The organism is Balneola sp., assembly GCA_003712055.1.
GTDB lineage: Bacteria > Bacteroidota > Rhodothermia > Balneolales > Balneolaceae > RHLJ01.
This window is the reverse complement of sequence record RHLJ01000003.1, coordinates 289986-306020: the sequence shown is the minus strand read 5'-3', so window position 1 is coordinate 306020 and position 16035 is coordinate 289986. Positions and strand designations below refer to the sequence as shown.

Sequence of the window (16035 nt, the reverse complement as noted above, 5' to 3'; positions counted from 1 at the left end):
AATCAGAGGTCAGATTCTTCAGGATGTAAGAGCGATATTAATTCTAATATTGCTGAACCAAATCGAGGGCCAAATCCAAGTAGCTTATTTCCATCCATTCCAACAATCTGATTTTTTTGAGAAGCAGTAATTAGGTTTATACCGTCAGTATTTTTTACTGCATTGGTAACTTCTTCAAGACGGGATTCCATTACCAGAATATAATCGGGATTAGCTGCTAAGATGGCTTCATTAGATACAGGTTTGTATCCCTGAAACGATTCCATTGCATTTTTACCGCCAGCCAGAGCGATTATTTTCTCAGCTCCAGTATTAGTTCCTGCTGCCATAAAAGTGCTCCCGTTGTTCACACTTAAGACAAATAATACGCTAGGTTCTGAAGTAAGCTCTTTCCTGTATTCAGCAGCTTTATCATAGAGTTCCTGGTTTTCACGAATAAGCTCCTGAGCTTCATCAGTTTTACCAAGTACTTCGCCAATGATCTTAATTTTGTGTATCACTCCTTCCATCGACTCTTCCTCTTTAATAAGAAGAAGGTCTGTTCCAGCAGAACGTATTTGGTCTACTGCTGCCTGTGGGCTTGCATCATCACTTGCCAATATCAAGGTTGGACCAAGTGAAAGGATACCCTCAGAGGTCAGGTTTCTTACATAAGGCACTCGAGGCATACGAAAAACTTCAGGAGGGAAAGTGGTAGATTCATCTGTTGCAATTACTTGCGGTCCTCCGCCAAGCGCCCAAACAGTTTCCGAAATAGATCCCCCAACCGTAATAATCCTGGATAAATTGTCTATTTCAACATTTACCCCATCTGCTCCCTCAATAGTGGTTTGAGTTTGAGCTGTGAATGATACTCCAAAAAGAAGCAGTAAACTTACAATCAGTTTTTTCACGCCAGTACCCCTTCTTCCCTAATTTCAGCAATGAGGCTTCTCCATGTTTCCAACTCAGGTTTACCTGGTTTACGAGCACCGAAGAAAGTGGCGATGTTGTTTCGGTCTTCGTCAAAGATTTCCAGGGAGGTAACGATTCCATCTTCTGTTGGTTTTTCAACCACCCATGAATGTGCGATATGATCTTCACGAAGATGCAGGTTGAACTCCGAGTCGAGTACATTTAGCCAGTTATCCATTTTCTTGATCTTTTCTACCTCACCCGTGTGGATTTGAATAACAGGACCACTGCTTACAAACACCATAATAGAAACCTGCTCTTCGGATGCTTTATTCAGCATCATTTCGGTAGCTGAATTATCTACTTTGAGTGTAAATCTACCTTCTGCTACTTCAAGCGCTTTTGTACGTTCCACCTTATGCTTCATGAGCAATGGGTAAAAGTCATGAGTGTCCTTTAATTCAGACCAGTCAGACAGAAAAGCTTCCGCATTAAATTCATGTTCTACGTTTCCGTTAGCTTGAGGAGGGCGACCCGCAGAGTTGGAAAATTCCAATTCAGATTCCTGGTCAGGATGAGCAAAGCTTTGAACTAAAGCATCATAATCTGAAATATGTTCTTCATTCATAAGATAAATCTTATGGGCAGCAACGCCTTTTTTATCAAAGAACTGGATACTGCGTAATGTACCTCTGGGGCTTTCAACAGGTACAGCAAACACAAAGCCAAAACGGTTCTGGAAAATTCTTAGATCAATGTTTGGATCGAGCACCAGTCCAACATGACCTTCAAAGCTGATATTATGGTATTCCCCTTTTCGTTCATGGACTACTGATTTATTACGGGTGAGTGCCATTACATAGCCCAGAGTCTCTACCGCTTTAAAAATACCTTCCCAGTCTTCAGTAAGGCGGGTTGCCTTTTCATTGGTAGAAACGAGTTCCGCTTCGCTAACTCCTAATTGTTCCGCAAGATTTACTGCTCTAAGTTTTGGTTGTTCTTTTTTAAGCTCAGCAGCTTTTGTCCGAAGTTCATTTTTAGTCATAAGAATGGAGAAACAGGATTATGTTAATTTAGACTGTTTCTAAATTAAGAACTTTTGGGCATAAAAAAAGCCGAGTTTTCATGCTCGGCTTTTTGATGTTATCTGAAATTAATTATTCAAAAAGCGTTGACCCATCAGTTTGGATACCAAAGTTAAAGGTATAGTATCTTGCTGCAGGCCGAGTAAATAAGTTGATGAAAGCTTCTGAGCTAACATCAGGATTGCCTTGGTAGTAGCTCAGAATTTGAACTTTAGCATATTTTCCTTCCGGAGTAAGTACTACCAATGTTTGCCCATCATTAGGCAAAATAGCATGGGTGGGCCCAGTAGGGGCTTCACCTGTATAAGTATACCACGCTGAAGTAGTTCCAGTATATCCACTTGTTGGAGCTTCATCAAGATTAGTGTACTCAATGTTAAGAAGCTGCAAGCCACCATTTTGTTCACTATTGGCCATAATGGTAGTTCCGCTAAAAGCTATATCCCATTGAGAAGAAGCTTCATCTTCTACGATTTCATTTTCATCCAGGTCATAATAAGTGAATGTATCCTCGTGATATAACTGTGTACTTCCATCATTCTGGATGGTGTAGTTAAACGTGAAGTATCGGCCTGCTGGGCGAGTAAAAAAGCTCGCAAATTCTTCCGTGCTGGTATCGGGATTTCCTTCGTAATAGCTAACTATCTGCACTTTAGCATAACGGTTATCTGCAGTTCTTACTACCAATGTCTTGTCTTCAAGTGGAAGAATAGCATGAGGAGGTAGGTTTGGTATTTCAGCAGTGTATAAGTACCAAGATGCATTGTCATTAGCATAACCAGCTTCAGGAGCAGTTTGGGTAGAAGCGTAATCTGCATCTACAAGTTGGATACCACCACCATTAGCGCTATTGGCAAGTATGGTAGTTCCTCCAAATGCTATATCCCAAGCGGAGGAAGCTGCATCAGCTACAGTTGAGCCGGTATCAAGATCGTAATACACATAGGTTTCTGTTTCTGCAGTATCACCTGCAACATCAGTAGCAGGGCCTGATGGAGAAAAAATTGTTACTACATTAGCAGCAAGGTCATTTACTGTTATTGCATTAACATCTGCTGGACCATCATTTCCAGATGATTTACAAGCTACAAAAGTGGTAGCCATAAGGATTAGAAGCAATGGAGTTTTTTGTGATAAGTACTTCATGGTTAATTATGAGGATTATTTTTAGTATAGGTTAATATTCAGTTGTACAAAGAAAGTGGTACCCGGATCAGAGGGTAGGTAAAGCGGATGATTGTAATCGAGGAGGTTGTTAGCACCAACCATTAGCTCATATCGATCTTTAAAGGTTTTTGCAATAGTGGCATTTACAATAGCATGCGCCTCTGCATATTCGTTATCGTCCAAAAGCTGATTGCTGTTGAAATCTGCGAATCCATATTCTCCCCTGTACCTCAATCGCAAGCTTGTCTCTACGTCCCAAGGTTGGATTCGGTAAAAAGTCTTGAAGTTCCAGGTATGCTTTGACCGATTGAACATAGAGACATACTCTTGCTCGGTAATGGTTACTACCTCTCCATTAACTACATCATCAAAAGTACGGGTAATTTTTCGGCGTGCATCCAGATATTGATACCCCATGCTAAAGGTAAATGCTTCAAGAAAGCTAGGTGTATAGGTAATTTGGAATTCAGACCCTTGAGTATAAATTCTATTCAGATTGATATAAGAGAAAACGGATTGACCGTTTGTTTTTAAAGCGATTCTTTCTGTTTCAATCAGATCACGTACGTTATTCCTGAATGCGTTAATGGTCATTTTCAAGCCAACAGCTGGCTTAATATCAAAACCGGTATTGAAAGAAAAAGAACGCTCAGGAGTTATATCAGTAAATTCTACAGGGTCGTAGAACAGCTCCTGTATTTCTCCCCTTGTTTGAAGATCTTCCACGCCCTCGATAACTGTAGAGGTGCCAAATACACTGTATCCTACCGTTGAGTTGGTAAAATTTAGAAACAATTGACGGAATGCAGGAGCTTTAAAACCACCCCCCAATGATGCTTTCACACTAACAATATCACTTGCCTTATATAAGGCGGAGAATTTTGGCGTAAGCTGTGAACTATACTCGCTGTGTGAGTCAAAACGAAAACCTCCAACAAGTGATATTTCCGTGATAGGTTTCCACTCATGTTGCCCGAATAGGAAATAGCTATCGAAAAAGGGGACATCCGCATAAATTTCTGCTACAAGATCTTCCCGGTTCATTCCTAATCCGAATACAGATACATTTTTAGGATTCCAAAACGCCGAGTTTTTTAATTCAAACCTATTCAAGGTTTGGTCGAAAGTAGATAATGAAAAATTGTCTCCGCTTTCATCTTCATCTAAAACTGTTTCGCTTTCAAAACGACTTAAAAATGCATTCGCCTCAATAAGAAATCGCTCTCCGATATTTGCAGAAATACCTGGAGAAAAACTGTAATCCTTTTGGCTTTCATCTCCATTTAAAAGAAGGTTATCAACTTCAGTTTGATAACTCTGCGATTCTTCATAAAAACGAGCATCTATTCCAAGATTGAACGTCTCATTGAGGCGGTAATCGACTCCTCCCATCAATGTAATGTTATCGTACTGAGGAATGGTTGGTGTAACAGTAGTATTGTCTAAGTCAAAACCAGAAGATCGGGTATAATTACCAAATAGATTCCCGCTTAACTTTTCGCTTTTAAATTTGATGTTTCCTGATCCATCATAAGATTCATTTGATCCATAACGCGAGGTTAATTCCGCCGATAAAGGAGCATTTCCTTTTTCTGTTATGATATTGATTACTCCGGCTAGTGCATCGCTTCCCCAGAGTGCAGATGAAGGGCCCTTTACAATTTCAATTTGTTCAACATTACCAATTGCCAATCTGGTTAAATCGAGGGTACCAGCAGTTCTACCAATAACCGGCTGATTATCAATCATGATTAGGGTGTAATCCGGATCAAATCCCTGCACCTGGATTCCGGTACCATGATCATTAACAATACTCATCCCAATCTGTTCGTCAAGAATATCACTTAAGCGAATGCTACCAGTTCTTTCTATTTCTTCTTTTCCAATCACTGTTACCGGAACAGTGACATCAGCTAATGATTTTTCGGTGCGAGTAGCCGTTATTACAGCTACATCACTTTTATAAACTTTAGGTACCAGTAAGATTCTTAGTGGTTTAATTCCAGGGGCTTCAATGGTGGTGTTATAATCTTCGAAACCTATGCTTGAGACATTAACAGTGTAAGTACCCGGTTCTAAGTTCACGAACTCAAACTCTCCTTTTAAATCGGATATAGTGCCCTTATCGATAGATAAAGTTATGTTTGCATTGGGAATAGGTGCTCGATCATCTTTTGAAAGTATAACCCCTTCAATAGATGAATCTTGGCCTAAAACAGGAATGGAGATGAGTAGAAAAAGAAAATTTCTTAGGAAGAAATTTTTGTAAAACTTCACGATTCGAATCAAAGCTATTTAGAATTGATCCAAATAAACCGGAGAAATGTGAAGATTTTGTGAAGACACTATGAATTGATAATTGTTTTGGCCCTTAAAACTATTATAGCCTCAGTTAGAATCTGTTTAAAAGCAGTGTACTCTTCTTCATTAAAGCAAAGTTGAATACAATGAGCAGGCGTATTCATTATCAATCTAGTAACATTGTCTGGGAACAGGATTGAATGTCTCTCGAATCTAATTTTCTGATAAGACTCAACAAATTTTTCGTATTCGATTTGGGTAAAGCTGAGGAGTGTATTGTTACATCTGACCCCAACACGACCACATGATTTGAATTGTATGATTTGGAAGCAATCTGCTTCAGCTAATAAGATTGAGTTTTCCATTACTTTATTTAGAATTATTCTAAATAAAGAGTCGGATTATGAAGAAAGTGTGAAGATAAGCTTAAGTATTATTTAATGAATTCTACACCTCTCCAAAAGGCAATACGCCCTTCAATTCCCTTAGCAGCGCTTGAGGGTTCAGGGTAATACCAGGCTGCATCAGGATTGGTCTTTCCGTCAACCTCGATGGTATAATAACTAGCTACTCCTTTCCAGGGACATGTAGTGTTCATATCACTATTCGTAAAGAATTTCTCGTTTATAGATTCCGGTGGGAAGTAATGATTGTTTTCAATAGTAATAATGTCGTCACTTTCGGCCAGGACCTGGCCATTCCAAATAGCTTTCATGATTCTGATGTATTAATAAATAATTTCCATGCAAAAAGTCCCCAGGCAATAATCATAAGAAGTCCACCAATGGGGGTAATGGCTCCAAAAATTCCAATATTAGTAAGGCAGAGGGTGTACAGGCTTCCTGAGAAGATGACAATTCCGAAGATTAATGAAAGCCCCATAGCTTTGGTATCAACCATAAAGTGTTTTCCTACCAACACCATGGCAATAATGCCCAGGGAATTCCAAACCTGATAGCGAACGGCTATTTGCCAGGTATCTAGTCTTTCTAGTGTTAGGCGCCCCTCAAGTGCATGAGCACCAAATGCCCCAAGTGCGATAGCAAGCATCATAAGAAAACCAGCTAAAGCTATAGTTCTGCTCGGGCTCATCAGCCTTCAAACCCTATAACTTTATGAGCTCCGTCGCAGAAAGGTTTATTTCTGGAAGCTCCACAGCGGCAGAAACTCATTTTCTTCTTCGTATTAATCGTCTGTTCTTCTCCCTGGAGTGAATAGGTGCCCTCAATAACAAATGGAGCATTCGGAAGAACTCTGATTGATAATTCTCCTCCTGTTTCCTCGGTTTCTTCAAGCTTCAATCGTTCATCACTAAAAGAAGTATCAGCTTTGAATTCCGCCTTTATGTGTGAGTTATCGCAATAAGGTTTGTTCTGGGATTGTCCGCAACGGCAAAAAGCAGCCCTTGTTTCTGTGAAGGTAGTGCCATCCACTCCTTCAATTTTCATAGCGCCGTGAATATATAATGGACCATCCCCCTCAATTTTCAGCGAATTTTTTTCGGGAGCCAACTCACTTTGCCCACCATCTTTACGTTCAAACTGTAAAGCCCCGGTAGGACAACGCATAACTGTTTCTGCAACAGAATCTGTGCTGGATTTACCAGGTTGTATCCAAGGTTTTTGTTCTATATCAAACACCTCTGGTAAGCCATGTACACATTCTTTGGCATGAATGCATCGTTTCTTGTCCCAGGTTACTTTGATTTCTTCATTTTCATAAGAATAGATGTTCGATTCCATAGCGAATTATTGTTGGGTTATAGTGATACTAAACTGAGAATTTATCTCGGTAGCTATATTTAATCCTTGAGCCACTAATGTTCCTTCCAGACTATTGCTTGTTACAATGGAAATAGGAAGACCATTTTGGGGATTTAATGTAATAGTAGAATTTTGTTGTCCAGAAATATCCATATCCATATCAAAACCATTAAAATTCCCAATACCTTCAATCACCACATTACTTTGAGCGAGAATTTGAGTCTCCTCTAAAAGAGAGTAATCGGTTTCAATTTGGGCAGGCATATTATTAAAGCTCCCGTTACGACTTATTGACCATTGATCGGTTTCTTCCTGTGGATAAAACAGAAACATGTTTTCAAGTAAGGTTTTTATGCTTTCCTGTGAGTACATCTTAATAGCTTCCTCCGTTGCTGTCTCATAAATAGTTCCTTTAAGCTTTTCAGTAACTGTACTTTTTATTTCTTCTAACCCTGTAATTTCACCTAAATTTCCTTTCTTGTCTATTGTAAAAATGAATGAGTTTCCCATTTGAGATGATAGAATTATGTCAGTAGGATCGCCTCTTTCAGAATCTAATTTCACAGAAGCCATAGGGCTCTCAGTATCAGAGGTAGTTTTTAGGTAAGTCATTTTGATTGTATATAGATCACTGGAAGCATTAAGAACTTCATATTTCTCCGAGCTAGTAATCTTTTGAATGGTTTTAATTTCCTGACCCATCATAAGTTGATCTGCTATTATCTCGGCGTCTGTGTTCATTATGAAAGTATCGCCAACTTCAAAATTAAATCTCAACGTAGAATCGTCCTTTTGAGCTTTTTTTAATACAGAACAAGAAGCGGAGAAAAGAAAGATGATGTATAAAAAGAGTGAGTATTTTTTCAAGATTACGATGTTAAATTTTTACATTGAATTAGATCCTTAGTCTATAAGTATATACTACAAATGCATCTTCTAAAGCAACTATTAACTAGTTGAAAAAAAATGGAAGGTTTGAAGGCTTTTGATTGTTATCTTTCAAATTCCAAACCAAAGAGAATTCTAATCCCATGTCAAATTCAAAAATATTATTGGGTGGTACTTTGTTTACCATCGTGTTTGCTATCGTGCTTTTTATGCCTAAAAACGAGGCAACTGAAATCAGCGTTGAACCCGAAAAGCTTGAAGTTGTGATGTACAAAAATGAAGGGTGTATGTGCTGTACAAAATGGGCTGATAAAATGAACGAACAGGAATTTGCCGTAATTGAAAAGCCAGTTCCGAATCTCTATGAGATCAAGGAAGAAAATGGAATTACCAGAGAGTTAGCTTCTTGCCATACTGCTTTTGTAGATGGCTATATTGTTGAAGGTCATGTTCCTATCGAAGATGTACAACGATTATTGAAGGAGCGCCCTGATGCTATTGGATTGACTGTTCCCGGAATGCCTATTGGTTCACCAGGTATGGAAGTTCCTGGTCGCGAAGCAGACAATTATGATGTGCTATTGATTGCAAAAGATGGAACAACAACTATTTACGCTTCTCATTAATTAGTCTAAGACTACTACCTGATACTATCTCAAAGATTATTAGTCATTCCTGCGAAGGCAGGAATCTTAATTAAGCTTTTAATATCAATACAGATTCCGGCCTCCACCGCGGAATGACCTTCATATAGTATTTAGAGAATGCTTCTTATTTAAGCTCATACTCAAAAACTCCTAGTTTGGCTGGCTCCCAATTGGAAGCCTGGCTTCTAATTCCAGACCCGAAGAAAAACTCAATGTAATGGAGAGGCTGTCTCCTTCTATCAAGTCCACTTTTGGTTGGATAATCATGATATGTAATCCACCTTGTTTAAATGAAGTTGTGGACTCTTTGGCTAAGGCAACAGAAGGCTGTTGTCGCATTCCCATAAGGCCATCTTCCGTTTCATAGGTCTCATGAACTTGAACATTGTCAGAGACAGAACTTTGAGCAGAAATCAAAGTGTCTGTTAAGTTGGTGGTATTAACCAGGTCAAAATAAGCAGCGCTCATTAATCCTTGGGCAGTAGGCCGGGCCCATCCTTGTTCAATAGTTATAGAACCAGTTTCGGTAACAGTTTCTTTTTCTCGTTCTGAACATGAAAAAAGGAATAGTGCGGTAGATAAAATCAAAAGTTTCTTCATCGAAGTGCCTTAAAGTCCTCCACGATTAGAGTCGGAACGGAAGGCATACTCCCACCATACTCAATAATGATCCTCGATTTTTTATCCAAGACCATAATCTTATCCGAGTGGTTTAAGAAGTAAAGCTCGCGTCCATCTTCGGTAGTAGTTGACATAGAAACCTGGGAACGAACCCTCACACTATCCATTAACTCGGAGACTACTTCAGGATTCCCCGTTAGGAAGTCGAAGTTTTTATCCAGATTGAATACTTCTTTATACCTGGATAGCACCGATGGAGTATCTCGCTCTGGGTCAAAGCTTACTCCCAGAAAATGTACGTTTTCCGGGTAGCCAAGATCCTTCTGGATCTTAATTAGGTTCTGAGTAATTAGAGGACAGATATCCGGGCAATTAGTATATACAAATCCCATTACTACATATTTGTCCTGAAAATCATCAGGAAATGTGACTAAAACACTATCCTGGTTAAGAAGCTGGAAGGATTTATCGCCTAGATCATCGATAATTTCCGGGCCCGGGTTACAGGCTGAAGCAAGGACAAGAATGAGAGTGAAGTAAATGAACTGTTTCATAGTTATTTAAACAGTCATCCTGAGCATACCTGCGAAGGATCTAATCGAATACCCAATTAGATTCTTCGCTCTCGCTCAGAATGACTTTCCTTTTTTAATCTAAAGCGTATTGCAACCCTAAGGTAAGGATTCCTGCATTCCACATTTGGGGTCCATCCAAGTTTTGGTAAACAGGGAGCTCATACATAGCTCCAAAACGTAAGTCATGTAAATCTCCAGGCCCCTGGATATTCAAACCAATCCCTAAATCCAGACGGGTTCCCGCCTTTAAGTCGGGATCAACAGTGTGTACAACCACATCTGAATTAGCCATGGCCAAGTCAGGACTTTCGCCACTAATGTCACCCCAGGTAGAAAGGTTGAGGCTTAATTGTGGGCTAAAAATATCTGAGAGTTTATATCCTATCCAATTCACAAAGCTCAACCGGTCTCCAAACGTGTAATCTTGGTCATTCTCGCCAAGCCTGATCACTCCTTTGAGTTGAGAACCAAAAGAAAATTGATCGGTTTGAGCAAGGTAGGTTATAGCCGGAAGAAGATCGAAGGTACCTGATCCAATTTGCATAGGATAAGGTAGTGTGACATCTTCACCGTCGCTCATTGGGTTTTCATCTTTATTATCTATGGTACCTGTTGGAAAACTAACGCCTAGCTGTACATGTGATTTAGATCTGCCACCTGCATAGATATTGTACATCCCTGAAAGCTTGATATCTCCGAGACCAGAAGATTCCGTAACGAATTCCCCTCCCATTGCAGTAATGTGATCCATTTCCATGCTTTGGTATGGAAGCATCAGCATTAGTGTGAGGTCATCTGTTACAGCATACATGGCACCAAGCATGTGCATTTGCATAGGCATAGTAACCGGAGCAACCATATAGGCTCCGCCGTTTGGACGGAGTAAGCCGGAGTTTGAAACTTCGTCAGTTCCATCACCATTACCATCCATATTCATCCACATAAATCGGTATGAGAACATGATCTCCCCTTTTTTGTGGGTATGATCTCCCATCACATTGATAGGTGCATGACCATCAGGTCTTCCGGAGCTCCATTGAGCGCTTACAAGGGTGGTAAAAGAAAGTACCGTTACCACCAATAGAGTTAATTTTTTCATTGGGTTAACTTTGAATTAGAATTTCTTTGTTTGAAAAATCGGAAAGGCCTATGAATAAATAGGAATCTTCCCTTGTCATCTAAAGCAATTACAAGGCATACATCGATAATGCCCAATGGCATATAGATGAACTATTAATAAATCTAAGGCAGAGTTAACCTTGGGGAGGTGGTGAGAGTATATCCGGATAAATTTGATCGGGCAAGCGATCATCATGACGTGCTTTAAGATCCTTTTCCGAAGCTAATATTCCATTTGAATAAACAGGATGAATTTCCGGTAAGTACAGGTAAGGCACTTTAGGCACATAAACTGCCGCACCATGATCATCCATGTCGTGATGATGGTGATGCTCTTCAATCTCTTTTTTCAAGAAACAGAAGCCATCACAGTCGTTAAACTCGGGTTGTGTAAGAGATCGGCACAAATGCGTTTTGATATACTCATGGTTAACATAGAAACTTAGTACGGGTACTAAGGTGTGTACCATCGAAAATATATAAAGGGAAAGTAATAATATGGATCCTGCTCTCTTCACATTGCGAAGGTACTTTACTTCTCATAAAAAATCTCTGACATGTTTTCTCTGAAAGAATGATTTACAGCTTTTAATGCGAGTGCCCAGCTTCGTGATAATGAGCGGTACAAGGTTCAAATTCAAACTCCATGGTTGAATGGGAAATATTGAAAGAGTCGTGCAGAAGTTTTTTTAACGAAGACTTGATCTCTTCCATATGCTTCAGATCTTCTTTCTCTATTACAACATGACATTCCAGCATCACCTGGCTTTCGTCCAGGCTCCAAACATGAAGATGGTGTACATCACAAACCCCTTTAACCTGAAGCATTTCTGAACTAAGTTTTTCCAAATCCAGCTCACCGGGCTTGGCCTGCATCAAAATTTCAATAGTCTCCCGAAGCATGTGATAGGAGTGGAATAAAATATAGGCTCCAATAGCTACAGTAAGGATGGTATCTACAATGTACCAGTTGTAGGTGTAGATGAGCCATCCACCAATAATTACCCCGACGGATGAAAGCCCATCAGAAAGAATATGGATGTAAGCACTCTTAAGATTGAGGTTTTCTTTCGATTCCTTGAATAGAAGAGCCGCGGTTACAAAGTTGCCAATCAATCCTATAATGGCTACCCAAAACATAGTGAAGCCATCGATAGGCTGAGGATAAAAAAATCGTTCAAGGCCTTCCTTAATCAAAAATAGAGCGACTATCAACAGGGTGATAAGATTAATAAAGGCTCCAATGATCTCGGCTCTTTTATACCCAAAGGTTTTGCTTTGATTAACCCCTTTTTTTGAAATCTTACGAGCTACAAGACTAATAACCAGAGACAAGGTATCATTTAAATTATGGACAGCATCGGAAAGTAAAGCCAGGCTGTTTGATAGTATGCCACCGATAAATTGAGCGATTGTTATTACCAGATTCAGGAATATGGAAACCCACAATTTCCATATAGACGAATCATTAAAATGGTGATGATGATGGTGTTTATGATCGTGAGCCATAACGAAAGAAAGGTACAGCCACTTTTAAGAAAATACTAGAAATCGATGCTCAGATAGCTATATACAGCGCTATTATTTGGTATTTTCCAACTCTTTCAGAAGCAAGGTCATTAACGATTGTGCAGATTGAACACCAAGTAAATGAATTTGTCCCTGGTCTAGTTCATCTTCTACTTCAAAAGTCACTGCATCGGCTCCAAAACTATGGTAAATCCAGTTTTTAGCAATTGGAGAATTGGTGTCAAATTCCTCAGTTCTGAAATAGAGATCGGGATGTTCCTCTTTAATGATTGAAGCCCAGCGCTGAGTAAAATTATCCGGAGTGGTAACAACTTCCTCCAAAATGGGATAAAGTATATTCTCGTTGGTGGAGTGAAAATCTATTCCATAAAACACCCGGTATTCCGATTCAGAAACGAGGCTCACTAATGCATCTCTGATAGCCTTAGTTTCGGGTTGATTGAAATTTTCCCAATCCCGATTTAGATCAACTCCTTTGAAATTATGACGCCAGTGTCCGTTTACTACTCCATCAGGGTTTACCATGGGGTAGGCTTTAATAGTAACATGATTCCTGAAGGATTTAGCTAGCTCCGAATCAGAAATTAACTCCCTCCAAAGTGACTGAAAAGCACGATAACCAGCAACTTCAGGAGGATGTTGTCGGCTTAGTAAAACCAATACAGGATTAGCCCCTAAACCAGGCTCAGGAGCATCAGAAGTATATTCAAGGATAGGGAAGCCCATATGCGAAAAACCTACGGTATCAACCGTTACAAAATCAGGGAGTGATTGATGGCTCTTTTGAAGGTCAGAAAATAATATCCCATTCATGAAATGAGCCGACACCGTTTTCTTAGCAGAGTCGACATGCAAAGCGAAAGTTACACTCCCGTCGGTAGTATCGTACTCTATCTGTTCAATAATATGTGTGTAGGTAACGCCTTGAGTTTTCCCAGTAATTTTAGGCTTGTAACGGTGCTTTCCGGATTTGTAAAGTAATTTGAGATTTATTGCTCTTGAAGAGTCACTCCATATTGAAAAAGCAAACCATGGGCTGTTATTTATGGGTGCATTTTCAGGGTAAATCGTAACCTGGTAGGTATCTTCATTTAGCTGCACAAAATCATTTGCTCTGGCGCCTTCAAATTCATTGCCTACCCAAACTTTCGGAGTTCCAACACCAATAACACGCTTAGCTTGCTGTTTGGTTGTAACACCTGTGGTGTTGGTTACCCCAGGAGGATCGTAAGAAAAGCCGGTAAAATTTTCCGATGACTTACAACCCAATGCAATAATAGGAACAATCGTAAGTATGAGTAATTTATTCATAGAATATGTGCCCCGTAGTAGTTGCATGAATAGTAATGAATAGCCACAAACTTTTTCATCAATTTTAAATAATAAAACTTCGGGTTATACTTTGTCACTCTAAGATTACGGAAGGTCTATCATTTACAAGGCTATACATATCATTTTTTTGGGGTTGATTATTTGGTCGATCCCAGGTGAGGAGGCGTTACTGCTAGCCCAAGAATCCAATGAGAAACCAGATCGGGTTTGGAGAGTTAGCATAGATGGAAATAAAAGATTCGAAGATATAGTACTAAAACGATATATCGCCAATAAGCAGCCCTCTGCATGGAAAAAGCTCACTTTTTTTCGGCAAAAAGGGTTTGAGGTTTCTGAGACTGAAGTTCGAAGAGACGCCATTAGAATTCAAAGATTCTATCAAAGAAGAGGGTTTAATGATGTGGAAGTTGAGTATAGAATTGAAACTCTGAACAGGAGCTGGAAAAAGCATCTTATTTTTTCTGTAACAGAAAACTTACCCATCCGCACTGATTCGATTGAGATTCAATTAGTATCAAGTAAAAAAGATAGTGTGCTTATTTCAGAAGACGGGAGTTTCGCGAGGGCTGTTCGAAGGCTTCCTTACAGAAAGGGCAGAATTTATGAACCTATAAGAGAGCCTGCAGTAATTGCGAGCATTGAACAAGGTCTTCGTGAGTTAGGATTTCCATATTCTGAAACTAGAGTTCAGGCATATATTGATACAACAGCTAAAGCTGCTGACCTGGTGGTAGCTACTCAAACAGGCCCAAGAGCACGAATTGATACGATTCACGTTGAAGGAGAAACAACGCTTGCTGAAGAATATATTATTCGGGAGAGTGGGTTAGAGTCAGGCAATTTTTTTAGCGAACGGAGTTTGAGAGAGGCGCAAAGAGAAGTGTTTAAACATCATCTCTTTCGGCTTGCCTTAGTATCTATTCCGGAACAGCCAATGGATACCACCATTAATTTATTACTTAGAGTAAAAGAGCTCCCATTGCGCTCACTACAGTTTCGATTCGGAGCCGGTGATTTTGATCGGTTAGATGAACGCTTAGCATTGGATAACTTCTATAAGCTGTTTAGAACGCAGGCCAGCTGGACGTACAGAAATGTTCGAGGAAAAGGGGAAAAGTTTACAATATCAGGAAGGTATTCTCATTACAATCGAAGGATAAGCGGGGAATATGTTTTCCCGTATATATACAATACAAAAAGTAGTGTGATTATAAACCCATTCTATCAATTCAGAGACGAGCGGAGTTATGACATCTTATCGGCTGGTATCATTAATACTTTTGGCTACGAATACAGTCGGAATTTGACCGGCACATTCTCTTATGAATACGCCATTAATGATGAATCCAATGTGAGAAGCGCCAGCGAGTTTACAGAACTTGAAGTACAAACGGATAGTCTTCTTTCTTATAATATTTCTTCTATTACCGGAAGTTTGTTCTACACAAATCACGTGAGGAGAGATAGAGAAGGTGTAGTGGTACAACCATTTTTGGAGTTATCAGGCGTATTCGGGGAATCTACATTCAGTTTCCAAAAAACTTCGATAGACGTTAGAAAGTATACGGAACTCAATCCTACACTTGTGTTAGCTGCTCGCGCCAGAGGAGGAGCCATTTATTATGCTAAACAGGATTCTTTACCGAGTGATATCAGGTTTTATGCAGGGGGAACAAACTCAGTAAGAGGTTGGGGAACTCAGCAATTGGGTCCGAAGAGGGTGGTATCAACTACCGATACTTCTCAAACTTCTCCGGTAACGGGGCTTTCTTATGTCCCTGAAGGTGGAAGGGCTGTATTTAACTTTAATGTGGAACTTCGGCAGGATTTAAACGGGATTCTAAAAGGCTTTGGAATGGCGGCATTTCTTGATGGAGGACAAGTCTGGTCAGAATTGGGAGATATAGATTTTTCCGGTCTCCAATTTGGAGTTGGAGGAGGGCTCAGGTATCAATCCCCAATTGGACCAATAAGGATAGATGTAGGATATAAGATAAATCCGAGTCGGGCTGATTTAAATCGGTTTGATGGGGGTATTGATGAAGGTAACTGGACAGATCGATGGGCTATCCATTTTAGCATAGGACAGGCTTTTTGAGCGGTGAAGACAAAC

The 16035-nt window shown here is 39.8% G+C and carries 17 protein-coding genes; 2 read left to right on the top strand and 15 right to left on the bottom strand.

From position 1 onward, the window contains the following. Window positions 1–2: 2 nt before the first annotated feature. From ED557_08705 to ED557_08665, 9 genes are all read right to left on the bottom strand, one after another. Complete coding sequence (locus tag ED557_08705) at window positions 3–893, bottom strand: hemin ABC transporter substrate-binding protein (GenBank protein RNC83842.1); 891 nt, start codon at window positions 891–893, stop codon at window positions 3–5. Next, window positions 890–1939: a hemin-degrading factor gene (locus ED557_08700; GenBank protein RNC83841.1), complete on the bottom strand. Its 1050-nt coding sequence runs from the start codon at window positions 1937–1939 to the stop codon at window positions 890–892. The genes ED557_08705 and ED557_08700 overlap by 4 nt, the downstream gene beginning before the upstream one ends. Window positions 1940–2051: 112 nt before the next feature. Then, window positions 2052–3125 (bottom strand): hypothetical protein, encoded by a 1074-nt coding sequence (locus ED557_08695; protein RNC83840.1) that lies wholly within the window; start codon window positions 3123–3125, stop codon window positions 2052–2054. Window positions 3126–3146: 21 nt separating this feature from the next. Beyond that, window positions 3147–5435: a TonB-dependent receptor gene (locus tag ED557_08690; protein ID RNC83839.1), complete on the bottom strand. Its 2289-nt coding sequence runs from the start codon at window positions 5433–5435 to the stop codon at window positions 3147–3149. Window positions 5436–5491: 56 nt separating this feature from the next. Further along, window positions 5492–5812: a hypothetical protein gene (locus ED557_08685; protein ID RNC83838.1), complete on the bottom strand. Its 321-nt coding sequence runs from the start codon at window positions 5810–5812 to the stop codon at window positions 5492–5494. Between the two features lie 68 nt (window positions 5813–5880). Then, window positions 5881–6165 (bottom strand): DUF427 domain-containing protein, encoded by a 285-nt coding sequence (locus ED557_08680; GenBank protein RNC83837.1) that lies wholly within the window; start codon window positions 6163–6165, stop codon window positions 5881–5883. Then, window positions 6159–6539, bottom strand: coding sequence for a DUF423 domain-containing protein (locus ED557_08675; GenBank protein RNC83836.1), 381 nt, complete (start codon window positions 6537–6539; stop codon window positions 6159–6161). The genes ED557_08680 and ED557_08675 overlap by 7 nt, the downstream gene beginning before the upstream one ends. Next, on the bottom strand, window positions 6539–7189 hold the full coding sequence (locus ED557_08670; GenBank protein RNC83835.1) for a hypothetical protein: 651 nt from the start codon (window positions 7187–7189) through the stop codon (window positions 6539–6541). Before ED557_08670 ends, ED557_08675 begins: the two co-directional genes overlap by 1 nt. A 6-nt stretch (window positions 7190–7195) precedes the next feature. Further along, window positions 7196–7987 (bottom strand): hypothetical protein, encoded by a 792-nt coding sequence (locus ED557_08665; GenBank protein RNC83834.1) that lies wholly within the window; start codon window positions 7985–7987, stop codon window positions 7196–7198. Between the two features lie 254 nt (window positions 7988–8241). Here ED557_08665 and ED557_08660 point away from each other — a divergent pair, with 254 nt between their 5' ends. Then, the gene (locus ED557_08660) at window positions 8242–8724 is read left to right on the top strand and encodes a hypothetical protein (GenBank protein RNC83833.1); all 483 of its coding nucleotides are present in this window, start codon (window positions 8242–8244) and stop codon (window positions 8722–8724) included. 171 nt (window positions 8725–8895) lie between these two features. Here the strand turns inward: ED557_08660 and ED557_08655 are convergent, their stop codons facing one another. The 6 genes from ED557_08655 to ED557_08630 form a co-directional block, all read right to left on the bottom strand. Next, the gene (locus ED557_08655; GenBank protein ID RNC83832.1) at window positions 8896–9345 is read right to left on the bottom strand and encodes a copper chaperone PCu(A)C; all 450 of its coding nucleotides are present in this window, start codon (window positions 9343–9345) and stop codon (window positions 8896–8898) included. Continuing rightward, on the bottom strand, window positions 9342–9920 hold the full coding sequence (locus ED557_08650; protein ID RNC83831.1) for an SCO family protein: 579 nt from the start codon (window positions 9918–9920) through the stop codon (window positions 9342–9344). The genes ED557_08655 and ED557_08650 overlap by 4 nt, the downstream gene beginning before the upstream one ends. Window positions 9921–10014: 94 nt before the next feature. Beyond that, window positions 10015–11040 carry a transporter gene (locus tag ED557_08645; GenBank protein ID RNC83830.1) on the bottom strand — a complete coding sequence of 342 codons (1026 nt, stop codon included), beginning with the start codon at window positions 11038–11040 and terminating at the stop codon, window positions 10015–10017. Window positions 11041–11194: 154 nt separating this feature from the next. Further along, a complete protein-coding gene (locus ED557_08640; protein ID RNC83829.1) occupies window positions 11195–11374 on the bottom strand; it encodes a hypothetical protein in 180 nt (59 codons plus the stop codon). 274 nt (window positions 11375–11648) lie between these two features. Next, window positions 11649–12569 carry a cation transporter gene (locus ED557_08635; GenBank protein RNC83828.1) on the bottom strand — a complete coding sequence of 307 codons (921 nt, stop codon included), beginning with the start codon at window positions 12567–12569 and terminating at the stop codon, window positions 11649–11651. Window positions 12570–12641: 72 nt separating this feature from the next. After that, window positions 12642–13901 (bottom strand): hypothetical protein, encoded by a 1260-nt coding sequence (locus ED557_08630; GenBank protein ID RNC84044.1) that lies wholly within the window; start codon window positions 13899–13901, stop codon window positions 12642–12644. Between the two features lie 148 nt (window positions 13902–14049). On the opposite strand from ED557_08630, the gene ED557_08625 reads away from it, so the two are divergent. Continuing rightward, entirely contained in the window at window positions 14050–16020 is a 1971-nt protein-coding gene (locus tag ED557_08625) for a hypothetical protein (protein RNC83827.1), read from the top strand. Window positions 16021–16035: the final 15 nt, after the last annotated feature.

Excerpts from the sequence above, each read along its gene's own strand:
- ED557_08700 (RNC83841.1), bottom strand. The coding sequence starts at position 1,939 with ATGACTAAAAATGAACTTCGGACAAAAGCTGCTGAGCTTAAAAAAGAA.
- ED557_08695 (RNC83840.1), bottom strand. The coding sequence starts at position 3,125 with ATGAAGTACTTATCACAAAAAACTCCATTGCTTCTAATCCTTATGGCT.
- ED557_08685 (RNC83838.1), bottom strand. The coding sequence starts at position 5,812 with ATGGAAAACTCAATCTTATTAGCTGAAGCAGATTGCTTCCAAATCATA.
- ED557_08675 (RNC83836.1), bottom strand. The coding sequence starts at position 6,539 with ATGAGCCCGAGCAGAACTATAGCTTTAGCTGGTTTTCTTATGATGCTT.
- ED557_08670 (RNC83835.1), bottom strand. The coding sequence starts at position 7,189 with ATGGAATCGAACATCTATTCTTATGAAAATGAAGAAATCAAAGTAACC.
- ED557_08660 (RNC83833.1), top strand. The coding sequence starts at position 8,242 with ATGTCAAATTCAAAAATATTATTGGGTGGTACTTTGTTTACCATCGTG.
- ED557_08655 (RNC83832.1), bottom strand. The coding sequence starts at position 9,345 with ATGAAGAAACTTTTGATTTTATCTACCGCACTATTCCTTTTTTCATGT.
- ED557_08650 (RNC83831.1), bottom strand. The coding sequence starts at position 9,920 with ATGAAACAGTTCATTTACTTCACTCTCATTCTTGTCCTTGCTTCAGCC.
- ED557_08645 (RNC83830.1), bottom strand. The coding sequence starts at position 11,040 with ATGAAAAAATTAACTCTATTGGTGGTAACGGTACTTTCTTTTACCACC.
- ED557_08640 (RNC83829.1), bottom strand. The coding sequence starts at position 11,374 with ATGGATGATCATGGTGCGGCAGTTTATGTGCCTAAAGTGCCTTACCTG.
- ED557_08635 (RNC83828.1), bottom strand. The coding sequence starts at position 12,569 with ATGGCTCACGATCATAAACACCATCATCATCACCATTTTAATGATTCG.
- ED557_08630 (RNC84044.1), bottom strand. The coding sequence starts at position 13,901 with ATGAATAAATTACTCATACTTACGATTGTTCCTATTATTGCATTGGGT.